Source organism: Vibrio porteresiae DSM 19223 (genome assembly GCF_024347055.1).
Classification (GTDB): Bacteria; Pseudomonadota; Gammaproteobacteria; order Enterobacterales; family Vibrionaceae; genus Vibrio; species Vibrio porteresiae.
In genome coordinates this window covers 515,842-533,690 of the sequence record NZ_AP024895.1, presented here as the reverse complement: position 1 = coordinate 533,690, position 17,849 = coordinate 515,842, and the positions used below count along the sequence as shown (strand labels likewise).

The 17,849-nt window shown below is 43.0% G+C and carries 18 protein-coding genes; 10 read left to right on the top strand and 8 right to left on the bottom strand.

Annotated features, from left to right (window positions below; all coding sequences use genetic code 11):
- Positions 1-190: 190 nt before the first annotated feature.
- Together OCV11_RS02505 and OCV11_RS02500 are read right to left on the bottom strand one after the other, a co-directional pair.
- Complete coding sequence (locus OCV11_RS02505; RefSeq protein WP_261894801.1) at positions 191-1,291, bottom strand: hypothetical protein; 1,101 nt, start codon at positions 1,289-1,291, stop codon at positions 191-193.
- Positions 1,292-1,416: 125 nt separating this feature from the next.
- Positions 1,417-1,854: an RNase H family protein gene (locus OCV11_RS02500; protein WP_261894800.1), complete on the bottom strand. Its 438-nt coding sequence runs from the start codon at positions 1,852-1,854 to the stop codon at positions 1,417-1,419.
- A gap of 169 nt (positions 1,855-2,023) precedes the next feature.
- Here OCV11_RS02500 and radC point away from each other — a divergent pair, with 169 nt between their 5' ends.
- The 3 genes from radC to OCV11_RS02485 are packed head-to-tail and all read left to right on the top strand — an operon-like array spanning position 2,024 to position 3,375.
- On the top strand, positions 2,024-2,494 hold the full coding sequence (gene radC / locus OCV11_RS02495; protein WP_261894799.1) for a RadC family protein: 471 nt from the start codon (positions 2,024-2,026) through the stop codon (positions 2,492-2,494).
- Positions 2,491-2,934, top strand: a complete 444-nt coding sequence (locus tag OCV11_RS02490; RefSeq protein WP_261894798.1) for a DUF2787 family protein — start codon at positions 2,491-2,493, stop codon at positions 2,932-2,934. The genes radC and OCV11_RS02490 overlap by 4 nt, the downstream gene beginning before the upstream one ends.
- 12 nt (positions 2,935-2,946) lie before the next feature.
- Positions 2,947-3,375 carry a DUF2787 domain-containing protein gene (locus OCV11_RS02485; RefSeq protein WP_261894797.1) on the top strand — a complete coding sequence of 143 codons (429 nt, stop codon included), beginning with the start codon at positions 2,947-2,949 and terminating at the stop codon, positions 3,373-3,375.
- Here OCV11_RS02485 and OCV11_RS02480 read toward each other — a convergent pair.
- Positions 3,368-3,577 carry a helix-turn-helix transcriptional regulator gene (locus OCV11_RS02480; RefSeq protein ID WP_261894796.1) on the bottom strand — a complete coding sequence of 70 codons (210 nt, stop codon included), beginning with the start codon at positions 3,575-3,577 and terminating at the stop codon, positions 3,368-3,370. The genes OCV11_RS02485 and OCV11_RS02480 overlap by 8 nt on opposite strands.
- Before the next feature lie 89 nt (positions 3,578-3,666).
- On the opposite strand from OCV11_RS02480, the gene OCV11_RS02475 reads away from it, so the two are divergent.
- Positions 3,667-4,656 (top strand): GTPase family protein, encoded by a 990-nt coding sequence (locus tag OCV11_RS02475; RefSeq protein WP_261894795.1) that lies wholly within the window; start codon positions 3,667-3,669, stop codon positions 4,654-4,656.
- Between the two features lie 43 nt (positions 4,657-4,699).
- Here OCV11_RS02475 and OCV11_RS02470 read toward each other — a convergent pair whose 3' ends face one another.
- On the bottom strand, positions 4,700-5,332 hold the full coding sequence (locus OCV11_RS02470; protein WP_261894791.1) for an inovirus Gp2 family protein: 633 nt from the start codon (positions 5,330-5,332) through the stop codon (positions 4,700-4,702).
- A 509-nt stretch (positions 5,333-5,841) separates the two neighbouring features.
- Between OCV11_RS02470 and OCV11_RS02465 the strand changes: the two genes are divergently transcribed.
- Positions 5,842-6,765, top strand: a complete 924-nt coding sequence (locus tag OCV11_RS02465) for a hypothetical protein (RefSeq protein ID WP_261894789.1) — start codon at positions 5,842-5,844, stop codon at positions 6,763-6,765.
- A 663-nt stretch (positions 6,766-7,428) separates the two neighbouring features.
- A complete protein-coding gene (locus OCV11_RS02460) occupies positions 7,429-8,046 on the top strand; it encodes a restriction endonuclease (RefSeq protein WP_261894787.1) in 618 nt (205 codons plus the stop codon).
- A gap of 50 nt (positions 8,047-8,096) precedes the next feature.
- Here OCV11_RS02460 and OCV11_RS02455 read toward each other — a convergent pair whose 3' ends face one another.
- Positions 8,097-8,690, bottom strand: a complete 594-nt coding sequence (locus tag OCV11_RS02455) for a porin family protein (protein ID WP_261894785.1) — start codon at positions 8,688-8,690, stop codon at positions 8,097-8,099.
- Positions 8,691-8,966: 276 nt separating this feature from the next.
- Positions 8,967-9,806: a LysR family transcriptional regulator gene (locus tag OCV11_RS02450; RefSeq protein WP_261894784.1), complete on the bottom strand. Its 840-nt coding sequence runs from the start codon at positions 9,804-9,806 to the stop codon at positions 8,967-8,969.
- A 109-nt stretch (positions 9,807-9,915) separates the two neighbouring features.
- Here OCV11_RS02450 and OCV11_RS02445 point away from each other — a divergent pair, with 109 nt between their 5' ends.
- From OCV11_RS02445 to OCV11_RS02430, 4 genes are all read left to right on the top strand, one after another.
- The gene (locus OCV11_RS02445; protein WP_261894782.1) at positions 9,916-10,563 is read left to right on the top strand and encodes a glutathione S-transferase family protein; all 648 of its coding nucleotides are present in this window, start codon (positions 9,916-9,918) and stop codon (positions 10,561-10,563) included.
- 405 nt (positions 10,564-10,968) lie between these two features.
- Positions 10,969-12,435 (top strand): leucyl aminopeptidase, encoded by a 1,467-nt coding sequence (locus OCV11_RS02440; RefSeq protein WP_261894780.1) that lies wholly within the window; start codon positions 10,969-10,971, stop codon positions 12,433-12,435.
- 484 nt (positions 12,436-12,919) lie between these two features.
- The gene (locus OCV11_RS02435; RefSeq protein ID WP_261894779.1) at positions 12,920-14,311 is read left to right on the top strand and encodes an NAD-dependent succinate-semialdehyde dehydrogenase; all 1,392 of its coding nucleotides are present in this window, start codon (positions 12,920-12,922) and stop codon (positions 14,309-14,311) included.
- A gap of 165 nt (positions 14,312-14,476) precedes the next feature.
- Positions 14,477-16,231 carry a lysophospholipid acyltransferase family protein gene (locus OCV11_RS02430; protein ID WP_261894778.1) on the top strand — a complete coding sequence of 585 codons (1,755 nt, stop codon included), beginning with the start codon at positions 14,477-14,479 and terminating at the stop codon, positions 16,229-16,231.
- A 138-nt stretch (positions 16,232-16,369) separates the two neighbouring features.
- Here the strand turns inward: OCV11_RS02430 and hypB are convergent, their stop codons facing one another.
- Positions 16,370-17,503, bottom strand: a complete 1,134-nt coding sequence (hypB, locus tag OCV11_RS02425; protein ID WP_261894776.1) for a hydrogenase nickel incorporation protein HypB — start codon at positions 17,501-17,503, stop codon at positions 16,370-16,372.
- Between the two features lie 2 nt (positions 17,504-17,505).
- Complete coding sequence (gene hypA, locus OCV11_RS02420; RefSeq protein WP_261894775.1) at positions 17,506-17,847, bottom strand: hydrogenase maturation nickel metallochaperone HypA; 342 nt, start codon at positions 17,845-17,847, stop codon at positions 17,506-17,508.
- Positions 17,848-17,849 lie beyond the last annotated feature (2 nt).

Here is a 17,849-nt window from a genome sequence, read left to right as displayed (position 1 = left end):
GATGATTGTCGACGAATTATCGTCAACAACCTCAACTAAAAGGAACTACCTATGGGAAGTAAACAATTGTCAGGAAACAATACTCCACTATGGCCGACCAAAAATGGCACATCGAATCCATCAGGCGGTGGCCGCACCAACAACCCACCAAGCAAAAAATAGAAGCAAACCTAGGCTGCCAAAGTGCAGCCTAGGAAGTGTAGTTTTGGTAATAACGCTGATAGCGACTTGTCGTATAGATATCAGAAAGCACACAACACCGCTCCTTATCAAGTGCCCTCATAAACAGTGCGTATATCAGTAAGTCAGTTCCTTGACGCCCTGCATTCATATTGTCAAAAAACGCGCTCAAGGCTTTTACAGAAGGGAGGCTTTTCCCACTACGCCACTCTTTAAAGCGAGCTTGTTGAACATCACGCTTTAGAACACCATTTCGTTCATGTTCACTAAAAGGTAAACCAACATACTCAGACAATTGCACGTAAGTTTGATTAGTCCGCTCTTTTATTAGGCCAAAAAATTTGCCAAGGAATGTTTTCTCTTTTCTGTTAAAGACCAGCCCAAACACTCCATATTTCTGTGCTTGAACACTAGGAGTGTATTCTGAATAGTGTTTTTCCCAATCTTCAAGAAACATTGCATCAATAACCGACATTAAAGACAACCAGAAGTCATGATAGAAACAAAGCATTGCCTGCTCAGTTTCTTGTGAGTCAAATTCATTTGGCGATTTGAGCCAGTTTTTTACAAGGGCCTTTTCTTGCTCACTGAGCAACGTAAAGTCGAGTATTGGTAGGTAATAACCTGAGATTAGCTCACTTTGGTTGTTATCATTAATATCGGGAGCATCCAGCACAAAAGCCAACTGTCTTTGATAAGCGATGCAGCGACTATCTATATAGCTGACCACAGGCCCTACATTCAACTCACTAGAAGTCGAAGATAGCCCTTGCTGAATGCCTTTAAGAGTGTGAGACCACCAAAAAGATAAGTCTGCTTTATGAAGTCCACCATCGGAGATAGAAACTTTGAACGTCAAATCTTTTCGAACTAACACTTTCGCCAATTGCCAAGCAAACTGACGTATCGATGTCCATCGTATTCCGTCCTTGCTAATGTTATCAAGCGTACGGTCTGTCGGCAGCGTACTCTTTACCACTGACGCATTTAACCACTTTATTTTCTCTCTTGGAGAAACTGGGAGTCCCAAAAACTCAGAGACTTCATCAGGCGAAGGCAGAAATGGGTTGCCTATCTTAATAACAGGAATTTTAAACTTTTCGTTGAGCATTAGAGATCATCCGCTCCTCAAATAATATCCGTACGGTAAGAGAAAACTCCAAAATCATCAATATTAATAATGAATAAGAGTCGCAGCTTGTGGAATGTACACCACAAGCTGCGTGTCATTTAGCCTTACAGCTCCGCCGCTTCAATTGCCAACGAATTCGCAATCTCATTCCCTCTTATCCCTGCGTGAGCTTTCACTTTTCTGACTTCTACGTACTTACGAGACCGAAGCTCATCAACGACCTGCCATAGCTGACGGTTTTGTACCGGCTTTCGATCCGACTTACGCCAACCTTTGCTTTTCCATCCATCTAACCAATCATTAAAACCTTTCACGCAGTAGTCACTAGTAGAATAAATGACATCTCCATCTTCCGAATATTCAAGAGCTTCTTGCAATGCCATTAAGTCGAGCTCTGCATTGTTGGTATCACGTTCAATAGTTAAGCCTTTTTGGCATTCAACATAATTATCCTCATCAAGGACAGCCATGCCGATTCCACCTCGCTTACAACCTTCATGGTTATTAGGGGCAGCAACATCGATATAAATAAAGCTAGTCATTTACCTATCTCTCTATATAAAAATAGGTACGATATTTAATAAATATCGTACCCATTGATTGTTTAATTAATTACAGACTTATGTAATTAATACATTGTTATTAAATGAAATTTAATTCACATATATATCATCTTCGTGCATTCACTCATCAATTCCCTTTGGAGGATTTATGCACGAAAACAACTACTACTTTTCTGGCCCTGTTACCGCCGACCGAGTGTTAGAAGCAGCAGCCGAAATCCTTGCGGCTCGTTCTTCTAAACCAACCGACTCCTTTTGTAATCCCACAGTAACTAAGTCCTTTGCTGCCTGTAAGCTGCAAGCCTACGAGAGTGAAGTGTTCGCGTTGATGCTGTTGGATAATCAACACCGCTTAATTGCATTTAAAGAACTGTTCTTTGGCACTATCGATTCTGCAAGTGTCTACCCGCGGGAAGTGGTTAAGACCGTACTAGCAGTGAACGCTGCCGCGGTGATCTTTACTCATAACCACCCATCTGGCGATCCTGAGCCTTCTCAAGCCGATAGACGCATTACCACTCGCTTAATCGATGCGCTTGGGCTTATCGATGTTCGTGTGTTGGACCATATCGTTGTGGGTGATACTTGTGTGTCATTCGCTGAGCGGGGGCTGCTATGAACCCTTTCAATGCTCCTATCAACTCACCTTTACTCACTTGTATTACACCACTCCTAAAAGACATCGCGCCTCAAGTCTATAAAGCCAAAGTGACGCTAGTTCATCGTCCTTATTTGTCGGCTGGGCTTGGTCCGCACCCGGTGGATATCGAGCTTGTGCGCGTGTTCGATAAGGAGTGGTTCATTAACCGTATTCAAACGTTCAATAAAGAAAGTCCATCCAACAACACGCTTCACCCCAACCTGAACTTTGATTTTCTTCATAACCAATTCCACCAGCCTGATTTGGGCCATGTGGAACTGAATCATCCCTCAATCCAGGAGCTCTACCACTCCTGGCAAGATTCCCTCCTTAAACAGATTCATCAAGGGCTATACGACCACACCACGCTTAGCATCGTCGAAGTGTGGTCTTCGTTTCCGTTTTCTACCGTTCAATAAAAGGTCATCACCATGAACACATTAACTTTCAGTCAGGCACATCGTGCCGTTCCTGTTTCACCTAAGTTTCTTGAGCTCTTACAACAGCAACTAAACCAAACGCAAGACGCCACTGGGTTTATCACAGTTCATTTTCGTGACAGTACCTACAGTAGCGAGCGTGGCGGTTTTCATCCGGTTGAAGTGGGGCTTCGAGAAATGAGCAAAGGCACAGTCGATATTCTCTATATCACTGAGTTTGCTTTTAGTGGGGGTCCCTTCCCTGAGTTAGAACGCTGTATTGATTTCGATATCGGTAATCAAATGGCCTACACGCAAATGTGTGGCTGGCAAGATATCCAACATCGAGAAGTCAGGGAGTTATATCAGTTCTGGGAAACGAACTTTCTGAACTATGTTGAGGATGGTTGCTTAGATGAGATTCAAGTAAGAGTTAATTAGCCACTTGAGTTTCAACTCCGCCATCCCTTTGTGCAATCCGTTCAAGAATCCAATCCTGCACTTCACTTTCAACCCATGCTACCGCGCGAGCACCCAACGATACAGACTGAGGGAAATCCCCTTCTGCCATCAGTTGATAAACGTAAGAACGGCTTAGTCCAGTCATTTCCATTACTTCTTTCAAACGCATTAATTTAGTCATTTTCTTATCTCCAATGGTTTAGGTCATATGGAGAGGGAGAAATGTAAATTTTGGGCATTTAGAAAAAGCACCAACACCAAGAGGCATTTATGTTCAATAAACAAAACCTATTTACAGAGTTAGAGCAGCTAGTCAATCACTCGGCTTTTTCGGCAGGAGCGAAATCGACCGTAATGCGAAACCTGCAACGTCTTAAATCATCACAGTTGAATATCCTCATTACCGGTGCCACTGGCGCTGGTAAGAGTTCAACCATTAATGCGCTATTCGATATGTCGATAGCACAAGTTGGTTACGATACCGATCCACTCACGCAAGACATCAACTGTTATACACTCAATAACTTGGTTCTTTGGGATACTCCAGGGCTGGGAGATGGGGTTGAAGAAGACAACAAGCATCGACAAAAAATTAAAAGGAAGTTGGCCGTCGCGGATAGCTCAGGCCAGGCCCTGATTGACTTGGTGCTTGTCATTGTAGACGGAGGGACTAGAGATTTAGGCACAACGATCTCTCTCATCAATGAGGTCTTAATACCCAATCTTGGGCCAAACCCTGAAGAAAGACTCATCATTGCGATTAACCAAGCAGATGTCGCTTTAAAAGGCCCCAATGCCTGGGACCATAAGCTTAACCAACCCACACCTGAAGCGAGTGACTTCCTCGACCGTAAAGTTGACTCTCTAACTCAACGCATCAAGAAAGCCACAGGGGTCACCGTGTCACCTATCTATTATTCAGCAGGTTACAGTTATCCAGGCCACCAGCAACGCCCGTATAACTTGGCTAAACTGCTGTATCTCATTGTAAGCAAATTACCTATCAATAAACGGGTGCTCATCGCTAACAAAACCATTTCTAAGAGTGAATCGAACTGGTCTGACAATGATGCCCAAGACTACCAAAAAAAGACGACAGAAAGCCTCTGGGAGGCAATAGTCGCCTGTTCTTCTGCTGGCGCAACCATCGGCTCTGAGCTAGGAGAATTGTTTGGTTCACCAGGTAAGAAAGTGGGCGTGCTTATAGGTGGGGCACTAGGGGGAATAGCAGGAGGCTTAGGATACCTCCTCGGCTTTTAAGTCAAAATTAAATAAGGGACAAACCGTTCCTTATTTTTTTTGTTTATTTTCGGCTTGATCCAATGTTCTTTTGTCCGGTTCCAAAATGTTTAGTTTTAGTTTTTGCGAGATAACTCAACCGTTCAAAGCATTTTTTATACTTATCGCCTTTATTATCTTTAACATTTAGCCAGTAATCGCCATTTTCACAAAAATGAACTAATCCTGCCTGTCCTGGAATACAATTATCGATAACAGATTCCCATGCATCTTGAATCATTTTAGATAAGTTACGGTCTTTCCCACCAAAAAGACCTTTTGTAAAATACACATCTTTATTCAGACTAATAGCCACATGGTAATGATCGTTATCTGAGTCTTCTCTCTCTTTAACCCAAACGTAGCGCATATTTGATTTTCCGTCTTTTCCCTTTCTCTTTAAATCCGCTACTAATCTTGAATTCAGCCGAGCAATAAAGGTGGAAATATCAGAGTTTTCAGAAAAACAAAAATACTTGTTGGGATATCTTAAATCAAACCTAAAAACATATAACCTTGAATGCTCATTCAAACTCATATCAAGAAACTTCTCAATACACTCCAAGTATTCTTTCACTAACTGTGCAGGGTAAACTTTCATACCATTAAAATACTTACCTTCAAAAACAGTTAAGTTGCTATTACCAGGAACTCTCATTTTCTTATCCTTATGATTACTTATTTAGGTTCATAAGGTAAGGTGAGTATGTAAATTAATGTTGGTTATTAATGGTAGGTAGATTAGATAGGTTAATAAATTGGAATTGCTTATATTATTATACCGACATAAATCCCCACAATTAGAATCCGCTTATCCCTTATGGTTATTCACATGCCATATCCTTTCCCGTCATAAATTCACTCTAAGAAAACATCATTCCAAAAGCATTTATCATGCACAGATTAATCACATATGCATACTTAATAGTGACAGTGTAAAAAATTATTGATTGATGATTAAAAGTCTATCCACAACAGAGATGATAGAAATCTGCCTGATTCTCTGTAAAAGTGTTATAGCCCTTACTCATACTCGAAAAGTGGGGTAAAGGACACAGTATCTCGTGATAACCACTGGCATAGTAGAATGAAAACGTACTTTAAAAAAACTTTATAATTACTAAGTAATTACTATTTAATCACTATAAAATTAATGGATAATCGACCATGGATGCTGTACCAATTGAAATAAAGGACCCTAGATTTCTATTCGAAACTATTATTACAGAACAACTATTTAACAATAAAAACTCAGATATAAATTGGAAAATAGAAAAAACGAAAAGATTACTAGAAAATAATAGAAATTTAATTTCCAAAAGTGCATTATTTAATTTTAATAACCGCCATGTATCTCTAAACAGTTTTGACTGGATAGATGGTGACGATATTATTGCCAATTATTTTATTTGGTATCTATTCTTACTAAAAAAATCATCCTCAATAGAAGAGCAAAGATTACTAAATTTTAATTTTGAAAGTTTATTCCCATCTATAACAAACACAAATCAGATGTTTAACTCTTCCGTACCAGTGTTTGACATAAAATCAAAAATAAAAAAGTCAATATCAACAATATTAATTCATGACTCCATTAGATTTATGGATATTTACAATCAAGAAAATACAATAAAATTAATAAAAAATAAGTATATTGAGTTTAGACGCTCTAAATACTTTGAATACACATATGATAAAAACCAAGATAAAGCTAATTGGTTTTTGAAACAGTTCAATAATGATGGGGTTAACTTACCTCAAGAAGTCCCACCAATTAATAAACTACAGCAATATGCATTATCAATGAGTTTATTTTTGTGGGGTAGTAACAGCTTTTATTCGTCACGATATTCATTAATTAACATTGAGCACATTTCCAAAAGTGAATATTTACATAAAATAAATTTAAAATGGAATCAACATTCACATAGAAAATTAAATAAAAGGAACAATGTTAAAGCCTATAACTTCGAAATGTCTACAGATATAACTAAAAAACTAAATGAGCTTTCTAAGCACCATGACAAAAAGAAAAACTCTTTAGTTCAATATCTAATAGAGCAAGCTTATGATGATATGAAAAGAAAATAATATCACACCGCCAAAAGCCAACTAAAATTTGGCGGTGTAAATAATTTAGCTCGTTGTGCAACAAAAGTACCGTAGTTAATACCACCAGTTTGGCTAGCCATAGCAACCTCTTAAGCATACTGGTTACTAGGTAACCCATCTGATTTGAAATGATTCCATATTTGCGTCATTCGATGAAAAAATTAGGGACAGGATACCTGATCGACTACGTCAGTTAATCATCCTAGACCTATACCGACCTTGCTACAAAATCTCGTGAAACTTTCCATCCCAAATTGAAAGCGATTAAACTCCGACTGATACTAATGTGATCCAGCCGAGATTTATCGTAAATCACTTAGATTTTGAAAGAACAACATTATTGGCTTTACCCTGATGTACCACTAAATGTACCAATAACTAAAAATAAGAATTGAAAATATATTAATTAACATAATGTTAATCTTTAAAGTTGAGTCTGGGAGGGCCAAATTACAAAAGCCTGATGAGGAAACTCATCAGGCTTTTTTGCGTTTACAGTTCGCTTTTTTGTCCAACACCGCTTGTGATATGTCCCTCTCGGTAGCACAATACCCCGTTAGTCCGTAGGCTTATTCGCCTTACGATATCTCTTCTTCTTTTATGCACAGGATTATGAAACGACATCGAACATGGTTAAGTAAGATGGCAAAAATTCCCCCGTGGATTTGCATCTGTTTATCCATATTGACCTATCTATTGCTAACCGAGTGGGTTCCTCCACAGCTACAAGCCTCGACCAACCCCATGCTGATTGCACATCTACCACAGTGGCAAGAAGCGTTATCTCTCATAGCTCCGTTATTGTCCCTGATACTGCTGTTACCCGTTTATTTCGCTATCCGTACGGTTTATATCAAGCAAGGAAGTAATGGCCATTCAGCTGAGCATCAGCTCGCTCAATTATCATGGTTAGAATTTGAAGCGTTAGTCAGTGACGCGTATCGCCAGCAGGGGTACACAGTAACCCAAAAGCTCGATTACAGCGATGAAGACACGGTGGATATGGAACTCAAAAAGGGCCATACCTTAGTGTTGGTGAATTGCAAATACTGGCAAAGCAGTAAGGTGGGAGTAAAAGCAGTCCGCGAGTTGTACGACACACTGTTGGACCGCCAAGCTGGACGAGCAATTCTATTAACCTGTGGGACTTTCACCCCAGAAGCGATTGCTTTTGCCCGTTACAAACCGATTGATTTGGTTGACGGTACGCTTTTGTCACAACTTATTTTTTCTAGCTCACCCATGTTAAGGGCAAGCTAAGTAGAATTAAGCTGAAATAGACGTTAGGTCATATCTTCATAAGGTTTGGATTAGAACTGGTAACGCAATCCTGCAGTCACACTCGTATAATCCAAACCGGTTTCATCTTCAGATAATGGAATATAGCGATAGCCTACTACAGCTGAAATACCGTTATCCCAACGCCAACCCGTTTCCGCACCAAATTGCATTGCACTATGTGACACTTTCTCTTCAATAGAAAGTAACGGCACTTTCGCAATCACTTGGTAATAGCCATAACCAATTAGAGCACCAACAAACCAGTGATCGGTTAAGTAATATTTAGGAACAAGGTTAAATGAATAACCATCAGTGCGAATTTTAATAAGCTGCGAATAAACCTCTGAGCCTAACTCGCGATATTCAGCTTCAGCACCCAATACAAAATTGGATGTTAAAGCGAAATCGTATCCGACACTCGCGCCATATTGTGGGCCTGCATTTTCAGTTGCAGAAGAAGAATCTAAGGTGAACTTAGTTGAGTTATGAAACGTTTTATATACGCCCACATACCAACCGCTAGGATGCTGTGTAGGACTTTTTTCCGATTCTTGAGCAGAAGCAGCAACAGAATTTAGACAAGCGCATGCCACTACTGATAGACAAATTTTTTTAATAATCATTATATTAACTAATTAAGAAAGGCTCGAACGAGTACTTAGTTAGAAGCACTATCACTGATAAAAAATCATCCAATTATTTACATAAGAAATAGTTAGAATGATAAATTACGGAACGGAGATCAAATATATAGTAAGAGAAGAATCATTAGCAACTGATATTCAGCCCTAATAGTTAATTAAGCTCATCCTAATTAAGAATTCATAGATAGGGTTTTATATTCAAAACAAAACATAGAAACTCAATGAATATAAAGATAATTTCACGTCCTCGTTGTCTCAATAAGTAGACATCAAGGTATTTAATTTGCTGAGAAATTCACTGGTTAATAACGGATGCGATTTCACGCCAACAAGCAATACTACATCCACGGCTGGAAGTGCTGGCATATTATCTATTATCGCCAAATCAGACGTGACACTGAGTTTTCCCATCGCTCCTATTGCCAATCCTTCACGAACAATCGCTCGCTGGGCAGAAGCGGTATTACTGCACGCAAAAAGATGAAAAGCCCGTCCCCGTTTAGTTAACCCATCAATCGCCGCGGCATGATAACGACAATCCGTTTGGAAAAGCGCCAAAGGTAATGAATCCGCATCGTAAATCAGTTCACTGTTTTTCGCACCAATCCAAACACCTTGGTCTTGAGTAATCCAATACCCCTCTTCGCTGGTAGAGGAACGTGTCACGATTGCAGCATCGAGTTCACCGCGATCCAACCACTCACGTAATAAGCTGCTGGGTTGATTAAACAGTTGGATTGAACAAGTGGGTTGTGATTCCCTTAATGCAGCCATCACTTTGGGCAGTACTTGCTCGTTATAATCTTCCGGACAACCTAAGCGTAACGGCTGCTTATTCTTATATTTTTTTAGCTGTGCAAGCGCCCCGTCATGGGCTTGAATCAATTGTGTGGCATGACTAACTAAATTGAGCCCCGCTTCACTTAAAATAAGATGGCGTCCCTCTTTGACAAATAACTCACTGCCGATCTCGTCTTCAAGCTTACGCATTTGCGCACTGAAAGCCGATTGAGTGCGCGAAATTTGCTTAGCGGCGCGAGTAAAACTGCCAGTTTCAACAAAGGCAAGAAAGCTACGCAGCGATTCAATATCCATGAGTCATCCATCCATCGTTTTTATTAATAACAGGCATCAAAACAATCCGTTAGTCAGAGCGGCATAAATTACCTACTCTGAAATCCACCAAAGGAAAGGGAGTAAAACTATGCAACTGTATATTGCCAACCAAAACTACTCAAGTTGGTCACTACGCGCTTGGCTTATTGTGGCGCATTTTGATTTGCCAGCCACCATCACTAAGCTTCCCCTGTTTACTCCTGAGTTTTACGCCAAGCTCCAAGGGAAAACGCCTGCAGCCAAAGTGCCTGTTTTGTTAGATGGTGAGATCGCCGTTTGGGACTCGCTTGCCATTTTGGAATACCTCAATGAAGCTCACTTAAATGGCAAAGCGTGGCCAACATCCATCGCACAGCGAGCCAAAGCGCGAGCGCTTGCCAGTGAAATGCATTCTGGATTTATGGCCTTACGTAATGAATTACCGATGAATTGTCGGGCACTACGCAAAGTTTCTTTGTCACCAGCAGCTCAGAAAGAGATTGCGCGAATCGATGCGATGTGGAGTGAACAAATGCAGGCTTACCCATCCCAATGGCTATTTGGTGACTGGTCTATAGCCGACGCCATGTACGCCCCAGTCGCACTGCGCTTTAAAACTTATGGGATAGAACTTTCCGCTGCCGCTCAGCAATACCAGGACAAGGTTCTCGCAAGCCCAGAAATCCAACGCTGGTTAGCTGAAGCGAGTTTAGAAACCGATATTGTAGAAGAAGATGAAGCCGGGGAACCGCGCTAATTTATCGAGAAAAAAGGCTGACTCATCTCAATCCAGCCTGTCATCGCGAACCAATGGCAGGCTATTTTCTTTGTTATCAATAAAAAGGTAATGAGAGGCAGTTGCGAACTGAATGTCTATCCCTTACCCTAGTGTTCACATCAAGTATTGCAGAGCAAATCAAGGCTCAGGCTCTCCTCTTATAGTTTAGTGAGCATACTTTTTCGGTCATAAACCTGTGACCATGTGCCCTACTCTTATCACCGATTGCCGCATTGTTTGCTGTTTAAAACAATACATAAAAAGCCGAGTTCGGATTGACCGGTCATTCCTGACCTATTGTTTCCCCCAAGTAATAACGGGTTCCAACGGATAAAGGAACAGGCTCGCCATCGGGCTCTAAGATTTAGTAAGGATACCTCACAGATGAAAATTCAGTTTACACCGACCTCGCTACCAGAATCAGGACAACTCATTGTTTTGGTAAAAGAAAATGCCGGACTATCCCCTCTTGGTCAAACATTAGATGATCAAACACACGGCGCATTAACCAAAGCCATGCGTGTTGAGGGTTTTACAGGTCAACAAGGCGAACTGATTAATCTCGTTGCGCCAAACAATACCCCGCTTGATCGCATTCTACTGCTTGGCGTTGGTGGTAATAGCGCGCTAGAAGTACAGCAATCTGCAGACACCATCGTACGCCAAATTGATACCTACAAGCTTTCTGTCATCAGTGTATTAGCTGAGGAAGATGAGCAAGCGGCGCAATTTGCCTACGGTGTGCAATTAAGTAATTACCGTTTTGATAAGTACCGCACTCGCCAAGAGTTACAAGCAAAATGCTTGCTTGAAGAGATGACGGTTGCTACACCAAATCCAACAGCAGCTGAGCAAATCCACTCACCACTTAGTGCGGTTGCAGAAGGTATCTACATCACTCGTAATCTGACTTGGGAACCCGCTAACGTCATCTATCCACAATCATTTGCTGACTTCTGCCTTGATTTAAATATCGAAGGTTTGAGTGTGGAAGTCGTCAACAGCAAACAAATGGCTGAATTGGGTATGGGAGCCCTACTTGGTGTGGGTCAAGGCTCTGCGTTTGAAAGCCTAATGGTGATTTTGAAATACCAAGGTCGCCAAGACAACGAAGCGCCAGTGGCGTTCTTAGGTAAAGGCGTTACCTTCGACAGCGGCGGTCTTTCTCTCAAACCAAACTCGTCAATGAACACCATGAAAGAAGACATGGGTGGTGCAGCGACAGTGACTGGCCTAATGGTGGCGCTAGCTAAACGTAAAGCCAACATCAACGCGGTGGGTGTACTCGGTTTGGTAGAGAACATGCCAAGTGATAAAGCGCAACGTCCTAGTGACGTAGTGACGAGCATGTCCGGCCAAACCATCGAAGTGATGAACACCGATGCGGAAGGTCGTTTGGTTCTCTGTGATCTACTTACTTACACCCAACGTAAACTGCAGCCAAAAGCCATCTTTGATTTAGCCACGCTGACAGGGGCTGTGCTTATCGCACTTGGTGAGGAAATCGCAGGCATCTTCTCAAATAATGACGAACTTGCCACACAATTGACTCAAGCGGGTGAAGCAGAGCAAGAGATCGTATGGCGCCTACCTATGGGTGGACAATTTGATCGCCTGCTCAATAGCACCATCGCTGATATGCGTAACAACGGCAATAAACTGCGTATTGGTGGCGCGAGTGTTGCCGCGCAATTCCTCTACCGCTTCATCGAAAATGAGACACCTTGGGTGCATATCGATATCGCAGGTACAGCATGGACAAATGAAGGCCAGCCGAATAAACCAAAAGGGGCAACCGGCTACGGTGTTCGACTCCTTGATCGCATGGTAAAAGAGCATTTCGAAAAATAATACTCTGCCATTTTGATTAACTAAAGCAGCTCCCATGAGCTGCTTTTTTATTGCTCATTTTATTATGCTACCAAACACACAAATCCTAACACTGTTAAACGGTTGTAAAGCAAAAGCGAATCTTTTATAACATTTAACGAGGTGAAGAAAGCTAAGCAACCCAAACCTATTTGGACTTTTTTTCTGTCCGGTTTTATGTGTCAGCGCGTATGCAACATGAGCAGACTAAACATGAGCAAACGTAACTAAGTACTTATAGCTTGAGTACCCATAACTTCAGTACACATGAATAGTTTGGTGCATCGGTCGAGCCTTCAAATTGAACCCTAGACCACCCTATCCTTCATCCAATAATAACAAGCAGAATTCAGTTCATTTTTACCAGTGACTAACAAAATGCCAGCTCTTCAGAGCGTGAAGAGCCACAACATCATTACTTTGTCTATAAAAATATCAATAGACAGTAAGCAAAAGGAAGAAGCCCATGAGTTACTCTACAGTTAACCCTTATACCGGTGAATTAGTTAAAACCTTCGCCAATGCAACCGATCAAGAAGTACAACAAGCCCTTGATGCGGCTCATGAAGCATTCCTCGCATGGAAACAAACCTCATTTGCTCACCGTGCGAACATTCTCCAAAACGCAGCGAACCTGCTGCGTAAAAACAAACGCCAATACGCTGAAATTCTTACCCTAGAAATGGGCAAAATCATTGGTGAAGCAGAAGCCGAAGTCGAGCTATCAGCACAGATCATGGAATACTATGTGAAAAACGCTGAAAGCCTACTTGCTCCAGTCGATCTTCCGGTTGCCGATCCTGCCGAAGGCCGTGCCAAAGTGGTTCACGATCCACTGGGTATTTTGCTCGCTATCGAACCATGGAATTTCCCGTTCTACCAAATTGCTCGTATCTTGGCGCCTCAGCTTTCTGCCGGTAATACGTTACTGCTTAAACACGCCTCTAACGTTCCGCAAGCAGCTGCTGCGTTCGTTGATATTATGTTAGAAGCTGGTCTACCTAATGGCGCATTCCAAAACCTATACGCGACACGTACTCAAGTTGAAACCATCATCAACGACCCACGCGTTTGTGGTGTTGCCCTAACTGGTTCAGAAGGGGCTGGTGCAGTCGTCTCTTCTCAAGCGGGTAAAGCAATGAAGAAATCCACTCTAGAGCTGGGCGGCGCAGATGCCTTCATCGTGCTGGACGATGCAGAGATGGACAAGACCGTGAAATGGGCGGTATTTGGTCGTCACTGGAATGGTGGTCAGGTGTGTGTCTCTTCAAAACGTATGATCATTGAAGACTCGGTTTACGATGAATTTTTGAGTAAATACACCGCTGGAGTGGCTGAGCTGAAAGCTGGCGACCCAATGGATCCAACCACCACATTAGCACCGCTCTCTTCACAAGGCGCTGCCGATGAAGTGCGCGAAAAAATCGCCGAAGCCGTTAAATATGGTGCTACCGCAACAGAAGTCGGTCCAAAAGTGCCAGCGCAAGGCTCTTTTGTTCAGCCAACCATCTTAACTAACCTAACGCCTGATAATCCGGCTTACTACTGGGAATTCTTTGGCCCAGTATCGATGATTTTGCGCGCCAAAGATGAAGCCGATGCGATTGCTATCGCGAACGATTCACCATTTGGTCTAGGCGGATCCGTATTTACCGCTGACGAAAACCGTGGCTTACGTGTCGCACAACAAGTCTCAACTGGCATGATGTTTATTAACCACCCAACGATGGTTAAAGCCGATCTACCATTTGGTGGCGTGCGTAACTCCGGCTTTGGCCGTGAATTGATTGACCTGGGTATTAAAGAGTTTGTGAACCACAAACTGATCAACATCGTAGATATCGACGCGCCATTTTAATTCAAAGGGTTAGATAATTTATCTCACTAAAATCGGAAGGGCATCAATCGATGCCCTTCATCATTTTGCCATCAAAGCTCCACAAAACTCTCACGTTTTTGCAGCGCCACTGACATAGACCTCCTCTAGCATAAGTTCCAAGATCACCCATAGTGTGAGGTTGTTATGCTCTCAAATAGCCCTTTTAAGTTGCCACGAAAAACCCCATTTGGTTTGGGAGAACAGTTCGCGGAATGGGCAACAGGCTTAAGCCAACTCGATAAGTTTTACGCACAGCGCCCAGCCGCGTGCGATACACGAGAATTTCTCCGTTTTACCTTAGACATCCTCAATATCGACTATCAAGTTGTGCGCGGTTCGCTCAATCAAATTCCTGAAAGCGGCGCCACTGTCGTGGTCGCTAACCACCCGCTTGGCTGTGTAGAAGGCGTTATTCTTGCTGAGCTACTCCTTGCCAAACGCTCTGATGTACAAATCCTTGCTAACCATTACTTAAAAACGGTTCCTGAACTTGATGAACTGTTTATCGGTGTGGATGTGTTTGAAACGGCCAAAGCAGCACAAGCTAACTTGGTCGCGATGCGCAAAGCGCATAAACATTTGGAACAAGGCGGTTTGCTGCTGATCTTCCCAGCAGGTGAAGTCTCGCAACTGGTCAATAGCAAAGAGCGTCGCCTTGAAGATAAAGAGTGGAGCCGCTCGGTGAGTCGTTTAGTGAAAAAGCACAAAACGGCGACCGTCCCTGTCTATATCGACGGTCATAACTCACGTCGCTTTTATATGGCAGGTAAGATTCATCCACTACTGCGCACCTTAATGCTCGGGCGTGAACTGCTCAATAAAAAGCAATCGACCATCAATATCTCTATCGGTGAAGCGATAGCGTATAAAGAAGTGCATCCGCTGTGTGATGAGCAGTTGGTCAACTACCTGCGCCTCAATACGTATCTGCTCCAGCAGGTGCCTTGCACCAAACGCAATAAGAACAGCCAAGATACTAACTTAGCACCAATTGCCGAACGTGTTCCCGTGCAGGATTTACTTAGCGATATGGCTAAGTTACCCGCTCAAGATAAGCTGCTTAGTCATAACGAGTTTGATGTTTACTGCACGAGCGCAGATAAACTGCCTTCGATGATGCTGGAAATTGGCCGCGTACGCGAAGAGAACTTTCGCATGGTGGGCGAAGGCACTGGACTGGCACTCGATATCGATCAATTTGATCGCGATTACCTCCATCTGTTTATTTGGGATCGTGAGTTAAATCAACTCGTCGGATCCTATCGTCTCGGTTTAACCGATCGTTTGATGCAAAAAAGTGGCATTGATAGCCTCTACTCCAGCACCCTATTCCAATACGATCGTCAGTTTATGGACAACATGGGCAAAGCGATCGAGATGGGACGCTCAGTGGTTGATCATCGCTATCAAAAATCGATGGCACCGCTGCTGTTACTCTGGAAAGGGATTGCCACTTATGTCTATCGCCATCCAGAATACACCCACCTATTTGGCCCTGTGAGTATCAGTAACGACTACAGCGAACAAGCGCGTCGTTTACTAGCCGATACCATGACCTTGCACTATTACGACCAGCAACAAGCCGAACTGGTAGCCGCAACCAATCCACTGCCCACCTCCGGTCAGCCACAGTGGAACGCGAGCTTACTGACTTCACTTGCGGATTTGCAGCTCCTAAGCCGCGTGATTTCCCGCATCGATGAAGGCAAAGGCGTTCCAGTGCTGCTACGTCAATATTTGGGACTGAACGGAAAGTTAGTCAGCTTCAATATCGACCCCGACTTTAACGATGCCCTTGATGGCTTAATCGTGGTCGATTTAAGACAAGTTCCAGAACGGACGTTAGGGCGCTACATGGGCAGTGAGCAAGCCAAATACTATTTGGCTTCTCATGAGTAGCTTCCCGTAAGAAGCTTCTCATAAGTAACTTTCCATAAATAACTTCCCATAAATAAACAGTACAGAGACAAAAATGGCTACCCTCGGGTAGCCATTTGATTTTTAACATCAATGTGATTTTTTACATCAACTTGAGACTTAGTGAGCGAGTTGATGCTGCTGTTCCAATAACCAGCTGGTCCACGCTTCCATCCCTTCGCCACTGCGAGCGGAGAGTTTAAGAATCTGAATCTCTGGATTCACTTTCTTCGCATTTTCAATGCACTGCTCAACATCAAAATCAACATACGGCAGTAGATCGATTTTGTTGATGATCATTAAACGCGAAGCCGCAAACATATTCGGGTATTTAAGCGGTTTATCAGCACCTTCAGTAACAGATAAAATCACCACTTTGCAGAACTCGCCCAAGTCAAAGCTCGCAGGACAAACCAAGTTACCGACGTTTTCGATAAACAGCACACCATGATCCAAATGCCCTAGCTGATGATAGGCTTGATGAATCATGTCCGCATCCAGATGGCATCCTTTACCGGTATTCACTTGAATAGCAGGCACTTGAGTCGCACGGATCCGATCTGCATCATTACTGGTTTGCTGATCGCCTTCGATCACGGCACAGCCAACCTTCTGTTTGATCTGTTCGATCGTTTCGGTCAGCAAGGTGGTTTTACCTGATCCCGGGCTGGACATCAGATTCAATACCAATTGATTCTGCTCGATAAAATGCGCGCGGTTATGTTCAGCAACCTGATTGTTTTTCCCCAAGATGTCTTGTTCTAGGGTAATCAACTGCTTTTGCGATACCCCAGCCACATGGGTTTGCGCTTCACCTTGACCAAAATGCAGATCCCCATTGCTCGCTACCACGCCTTCATGGTCATGGTGATGAGAATGCTGATGGTCATGATGATGTGGCTCATCATGCGTGTGTTCGTGATCATGGGAGTGGTGATGAGAATGAGCGTGTTCACCACTTTCATACCCGTGGCTTTGTTCCCCAACGTGATAATGCACATGATGGTGAACATCGCCATTATGGTAGTAGTGATGATGAATCACTACGGGTTGAGATGAGCTATTGTCACTGGCGTGATGCTCGTGGTGATGTGGTTCATCATGATGATGGTCATGAGAGTGCTGATGCGAATGCTCGTGGTCATGACTATGTTCGTGCTCGTGAGCATGGGCGTGTGAATGTTCATGAGCATGGTCATGCTCGTGATGGTGACCTTCCACATGGCTGTCACCGCAGCCGCAAACCGTACACATTACTATTCTACCTCGATATTTTTAATCTGGAGCTCTTCACCCGTTTCGACTCTGATGTTGTAGCTATTGCACTTAGGACACGCATCCATATGACTACTGATACCAACGTGACTGCCACAATCCAAACACGTACCACTGGCAGGCACCATTTCAATCGATAACCGCGCCCCTTCTGCCACCGTTTCACGGCTAGCAAACTCAATCCCAGTACGCAGAGCATCAGGTTCGATACAAGAGAGCGCACCAATACTCAAAGTTAACCCCGTCACCTTATTAACGCGATGCTTACGCGCCTGTTCAACGACGATGTCGACTGTTTTTAAACTAATGGATAATTCATGCATGG